4 protein-coding genes and 1 pseudogene are annotated in these 6,357 nt (G+C 67.0%); 1 reads left to right on the top strand and 4 read right to left on the bottom strand.

The window, feature by feature from the left end; all coding sequences use genetic code 11:
• The 4 genes and pseudogenes from uvrB to A5692_RS25370 all read right to left on the bottom strand — a co-directional run.
• Positions 1–1,591: excinuclease ABC subunit UvrB (gene uvrB / locus A5692_RS25385; RefSeq protein WP_068061632.1), on the bottom strand; the 1,591-nt coding region annotated here is incomplete at its 3' end.
• Between the two features lie 539 nt (positions 1,592–2,130).
• Positions 2,131–3,196, bottom strand: a pseudogene (locus tag A5692_RS25380) (hypothetical protein).
• Positions 3,197–3,199: 3 nt separating this feature from the next.
• Positions 3,200–3,496, bottom strand: a complete 297-nt coding sequence (locus A5692_RS25375; RefSeq protein WP_068061635.1) for a hypothetical protein — start codon at positions 3,494–3,496, stop codon at positions 3,200–3,202.
• Positions 3,497–3,662: 166 nt separating this feature from the next.
• Entirely contained in the window at positions 3,663–5,687 is a 2,025-nt protein-coding gene (locus A5692_RS25370; RefSeq protein WP_068061629.1) for a serine/threonine-protein kinase, read from the bottom strand.
• A 291-nt stretch (positions 5,688–5,978) separates the two neighbouring features.
• Between A5692_RS25370 and A5692_RS25365 the strand changes: the two genes are divergently transcribed.
• Positions 5,979–6,357 (top strand): FHA domain-containing protein (locus tag A5692_RS25365; RefSeq protein ID WP_156766274.1); only part of this gene is annotated, 379 nt, incomplete at its 3' end.

Here is a 6,357-nt window from a genome sequence, read left to right as displayed (position 1 = left end):
CCTCGCGCAGCAGGTTGATGCCGACGAGGACGTCGTACTCGCCCAGGCGCAGCTGGCGCAGCAGCTCCACCCGGCGCAGCGTGTCGACCTCGGAGTGCAGGTAGCGCACCCGGATGCCCATCTCCAGCAGGTAGTCGGTGAGGTCCTCGGCCATCTTCTTCGTCAGCGTGGTGACCAGCACCCGCTCGTCGGCGTCGGTGCGCTTCCGGATCTCGCCGATCAAGTCGTCGATCTGGCCCTTGGTCGGCTTGACCACCACTTTCGGGTCCACCAGCCCGGTCGGCCGGATGACCTGCTCGACGAACTCGCCGCCGGCCTGGCTGAGTTCGTAGGGGCCAGGGGTGGCCGACAGGTACACCGTCTGCCCGATCCGGTCGGCGAACTCCTCCCAGGTCAGGGGGCGGTTGTCGCAGGCGGACGGCAGCCGGAACCCGTATTCGACCAAGTTGCGCTTGCGGGACATGTCGCCCTCGTACATGCCGCCGATCTGCGGCACGGTGACGTGCGACTCGTCGATGACGAGCAGGAAGTCCTCCGGGAAGTAGTCGAGCAGCGTGGCCGGCGGCGAGCCCGGGCCGCGGCCGTCGATGTGGCGCGAGTAGTTCTCGATTCCCGAACAGAAGCCGACCTGGCGCATCATCTCGATGTCGTAGTTGGTGCGCATCCGCAGCCGCTGCGCCTCCAGCAGCTTGCCCTGGCCCTCCAGCTCGGCCAGCCGCTCCGCCAGCTCCTCCTCGATCGTCGAGATGGCGTGGACCATCCGCTCCGGGCCGGCGACGTAGTGGGTGGCCGGGAAGATGCGCAGCGAGTCGACCTGGCGGATCACGTCGCCGGTCAGCGGGTGCAGGTAGTACAGCGCCTCGATCTCGTCGCCGAAGAACTCGATGCGCACCGCCAGCTCTTCGTAGGACGGGATGATCTCGACCGTGTCGCCGCGCACCCGGAACGAGCCGCGGGTGAAGGACAGGTCGTTGCGGGTGTACTGGACGTCGACCAGCAGCCGCAGCAGCGCGTCGCGGGGCACCTCGGTGCCCACGCTGAGTTCCACGGAGCGGTCCAGATACGACTGCGGCGTTCCCAGGCCGTAGATGCACGACACCGAGGCCACCACGACCACGTCGCGCCGCGAGAGCAGCGACGACGTCGCGGAGTGCCGCAGCCGCTCCACGTCGTCGTTGATCGAGCTGTCCTTTTCGATGTAGGTGTCGGTCTGGGCGATGTACGCCTCCGGCTGGTAGTAGTCGTAGTACGACACGAAGTACTCAACCGCGTTGTGCGGCAACATCTCTCGAAGTTCGTTGGCCAGCTGTGCGGCCAGCGTCTTGTTCGGCGCCATGACCAGCGTGGGCCGCTGCAGCCGCTCGATGAGCCAGGCGGTGGTGGCCGACTTGCCCGTGCCGGTGGCGCCGAGCAGCACCACGTCGCGCTCCCCCGCCCTGATGCGGCGTTCCAGCTCGTCGATGGCGGCCGGTTGGTCGCCGGCGGGCGAGTGCGGGCTGACCACCTCGAAGTGGCCACCGACGCGCACGACCTCGTCGACCGCGCGGTATTCCGAATGTGCGAGTACCGGATGCTCCGTGGCGAAAGCCATGCCACCAGGGTAGAACCGTGCACCGACAAGTGTCGGGCACTCGTCTAGGTAGGCCTTGACCAGGTGGTCGCGCTCAGAGTGGGTTTCCGTATCGACGAGGCTCCGTGGCGGGCCGCTCTTCGTCCTTCGACGACCATGCTCTGTTGGATGACGTGCGCCTATACGCCTCCGGGATGCTTGATGGTCGTTCTGGGAGGTCTTCGCGCGGAAAACCAAACCACCAAATCGTGTCCGGCTCACCCGGGCGACGAAAAGACGAGGAGGGCTGGTTCTCCTCGAAATCGAGCAGATAGTAATAGAGCACCGCCTCGTCCAAATTTGGCCACGGGGCAGGATCGATAATCGACTCCCTGGTGTCGCGGGCCAGTCCCCAGGTTCTGTCCGACGGTGGTGCCGTGTACACCACGTACATCATTGTTCCGTCGGTCCAGGCGTGGGAGACCAGATAAGGGTTGTTACGCCTGCTGTTCTCGTCATCGATACGGCGCAACAATTTCCGCAGCACATCAGCCGCAAACTGCGCTTGAGCGTCGTCGGGTTCAGTTGATGGGCACATTTTTGTTCACCCACGGCGGGCACAGCGTCCAGCCCGGTTCCACTTCGACCACGCCGCTACCGCCGGCGAGCGGATACATCGAGATCACCCCGACCTCCGTCAGGTATGCCCGCGCGTCCTTCGTTGATGTTCACAACGATCCTCATTGTCAGGCTCTCGCCGGTGTCCTCACAGTCAGCGATTCCCAGGGGTCCTCGTGTGCAGTGGACGCGATTGATCGGAACTTCGTAGACGAGAGTCCCGTCGTTATTACTGATCGGTCGACTGTGTGAGATCAGATCTTTGAACACATTGGGGTTGGTTACGTGATGTCTCCAAAACGCCTTATCCCATCCGAAACCCTGTTGTGTTCGCTCGTCGTAGTAACCGCGACGGAGAACCACGTGGTTGCCGTCTAAGTCGGTGGCCTCGGCGATCACTTCGTTGACGGGGTACGACCCGGTTGGTGGTGGATCCTCTTTGAACGTGTGGTTGTCGACGGCTTGGATTTTGGGTTTTCGCTGCGGTGCGCCAGAGGTCGGGGCTTGCGGGAAGATGTCGCGGATTCCGGCCATAGCCGCGGTAACCTTGCCAGCGACCTGTTCGTCCAGGGAGACGACTTGCGCCGCGCGCTGGCGAATATCACGCGCATAGGCTTGCGCCTCAGCTTCCCGGGCAGCTCGCCGCGCGATCGAACCGTCAGTCGAGCTATCGGTAACTGACATGTCTTCGCGCACATCGAAACCCGCCCTAAAGGCGTCCTCGACGACATACCGAACCCGCAAGCGAGCTGCGGACAGGTCGGAGGCACCGCTTCGGGCAACCCGCGCCGCCGCTTGCAGCTGATCGGCGACCGCACTGGTTTTCAGCATGTCGGCATGCGTCGCCGCATGCAACGCGTCAGCGCCACGACCTTGCCAATCGACCGATAGGCCATCACGCCAAATTTGGTTGGCGACCGCATAGCTGCGCGCGCCGGCCATCTCCCAATGGTCGGCCACCTCTGTCAAGTGTCCGGTCGGCCAGGCCAGCACCTGCGAGAGGATCGGGAACCCCGCCATCGCTGACATCGGCTACAACGCGATGGTCGAATGGACCACAGCCGCCATCTCGTCGGCGGAGTCAGTTTCATTGACGTCGTAGCGACCATCGGCTTCGGTGACGCGAGTTGCTTGGGCACGCACTCGGCTCGCTAGCGCCGCAGTGAAAGCGGTGACGTCGGCATGGGCGACATTGACGGCGGACGCGCTGGCCTGGCACGAAAATCCGGACGCAGTCGGAGCCGCCAAAGCCTCTAGCTCGTCCGCCGACGCCGCCCACCCGGTAGCCATCACCTGTAGAGCAGCGGTACTGACGCGCACTGCCTGCATTCGCATAAGTTTATTCGGAATGTGACGCCGCGAAAGTCAGTCAGCGCGCCCGAGAACCAGCCCCGTCCTTCACACGAGTACAGGTTTGGAAGGGCAAGACGAACGTCCAACGTGATAGCGCGGGCGCTATCAAACTCGCGCGTAGCCGATTGGTCCGGACGCGCCGCTATCCCCCCGGCCGCGTCCAGGTCCGGGTGACGGGATCGCACTGCAGCAGATAACCGTCGTTCGAGGTGGTCATGGCGAAGACCGAGGTGCCCGGGCGGTCGCAGGAGCTGCCGGAGGCGTGCACGCCCATCGTGATCGGCGCCTTGGCCCAGCTGTTGCCCTCGCAGACGATCTGCTCGCTGTTGGTCGGGTCGTAGGCCAGCTTGCCGACGTCGCCGCAGACCGCGCCGAGCACGGGCGGCGCCGGGGCCGTCGCCGCCGTCGACACGCTGACGGCCTGGGCGGGATCGCCCAAGTCCACCCCGGCCGGCACGTCGCCGACCCGGGTGGCCACCACGGGCACCCGGACCACCGCGCCCTGCGCGCCGCACTCGTTGCTGAGCACGGTCTCGGTCACGGTGCCGCGCAGGCTGCCGTCGGCCTGTGGCGCCAGCGACCATGCCAGCGTCTCCTGCTGAGTGGCCGGGGCCTGCCCGTTGGGCGGGGCGCAGCCCAGCCGGTCCTGTTGCGGGGCGCCCTGCCAATAGCCGCCGACGAAGCGCAAGGTGTCCGTCTGGCCGGCGGCGGTCTGGTGGGCGGCGTCGTCCAGCCGCGCTCCGGTGGCCGCACACCCGTTGGTGGTGCACACCGACCGGAAGGCCCACCACCCGGTGGCGGGGCCGTCGTGGCGGATCGCGACGCCGTTGGTGGTGCGCTTGCTCTGGTCGTAGTCCAGCCTGTAGGTGCCGTTGAGCACCGGTCCGCCGGAGCTGGCCGGCGCGGCGCTGGGCGAGGGGGCGGACGGTTTGGACGCGAGCGCGGGATTGCCCGGCGGGGTGTCCGGCTCGAACGAGTACAGCACCGACCAGGTGGCCGCCACCGCAATGAGCATCGCGCACACCAGCCCGACCGCCCACCGCGCCCGCGAGGAGAACCGGTGGTGCATCGCCGCGACGCTGCTCGGCTGGGCTCGGGGGCCGGCCGCTTCGACGTCGTCGACTCGCTCGCCGACGGCGGTGGCGAACGCGCGACACCGCTCGAATCTGTCCTCGGGTTGTTTGGCCAGGGCCTTGCCGAACACCTCGTCGAGGTGGGCCAGCTCCGGGCGGTAATCGCTGAGCAGGGGCGGCTCCTCGTGCAGGTGCTGGCTGATCACCGCGATCGGATTCGAATGCTGAAACGGCGGCGCACCGGTGAGCAGGTGGAAAGCCGTTGCGGCCAACGCGTATTGGTCCGCGCGCCCGTCGATGTTGGACCCCGTCAACTGCTCCGGTGCGGCGTAGGCCACCGTTCCGACGGCGACGTTGGTCTCGGTGATTCCGCTGATGTCACCCAGGTGGCGGGCGACACCGAAGTCCGCCAACAGGATTCGGCGTTCCCCGTCATCGGGATGGGTGAGCAGGATGTTGGCCGGTTTGACGTCGCGGTGCAGCAGCCCCCGGTCGTGGGCGTAATCCAGGGCACCCGCGACGGCGTGCACGATGGCGCGCACCTCGTCGATCGGCATGCCGTCGGGGTGGCGCTCCTTCACCAGCCGGGAGGCGTCGGTGCCCTCGACATAGTCCATGGAAATCCAGAGGTGGCCGTTGAATTCCCCCCGGTCGTGCACGCCGACGATGTGGGGATGCCACAGCGTCGCAGCGAGATCGGCCTCCCGGTTGAACCTTTCGCGAAACTCAGGATCGGCGGTGACCGCCTCCGCCAAGACCTTGATGACGTCGCGACGTGGCAACCGGGGATGCAGCGCCAGGTACACCTCGGCCATGCCACCGGCGCCCAGCTGCCGCAAGATCGTGTACCCCGCGAACGGGGCCCCGCCGTCGATCGACAGGCGGGAACCGTCGGCCTGGCCGGCGTGCGGCGCCGCCTCGGCCTCCGCGCTCGGGGTCGAAGCGACCGGCGGGATGCGGCGGAACAGGTGGGAGATGGTGACCGCGGGCACCGACTGAAAGCCCGCGCGCAGCGCTGCGCGGGCCTGACGGGGGCTGCTCAACAGCCGGCGCCCGGCGCCGATGCGCCGGGTGGTCCCGTTGTCCTCGTCCATCGATCACCTCACCCCCTCGTAGCCGGCCGGGGCTCGCCGCGGCCCCGCACGGCGCGCGACACCACGGGCACATGGACCGCGATTGGAGCCCTGCTCCTTCGGCGCTTCGGCCGGCACGGCGATGTGCCCGGCGCGCCGGAAATCTCCCCTTACGTTCAAGATCATGCCGGATTCCGATGGGGGGTTCGTCTCACCAAGCTATGAAACCGCTATGAGTGCCCGCGCGGAAACATAGCGAAATCACAGGCCCCTCAACGGAAAGCACCCGCGGTGCGCCCCGATACTTGAGTAGTGACCCGACCCGCCCCGCCCATCCTGACGATTCGGCACGACGGGTACCAACGATCCTTCGCGGCCGGACACGAGGTGGTCGTCGGCCGCGACATGCAGGCCGACATGCGCATCGCCGATCCGCGCATCTCGCGTGCCCACCTGATCCTGCGTTTCGACCAGGGACGCTGGTTGGCAATCGACAACGGCTCGCTGAACGGCACCTACCTCAACGGCTATCGGATGCCGGTCATCGACGTCCACGACGGTCAGAGCATTCACGTCGGCAATCCGCGGGGCCCCCGGCTGACCTTCGCCGTCGGGCCGCAGCAGGGCTACTCCGACCGGCCCGGCCGGACCCGGCCGAGCCCCGAGCCCGGGCCGCCGACGCTGGCGTGGT

The organism is Mycobacterium sp. E342, assembly GCF_001667665.1.
Lineage (GTDB): Bacteria > Actinomycetota > Actinomycetes > Mycobacteriales > Mycobacteriaceae > Mycobacterium.
Note: the sequence above shows the minus strand (reverse complement) of the source record. Positions and strands in the feature narration are given on the sequence as shown.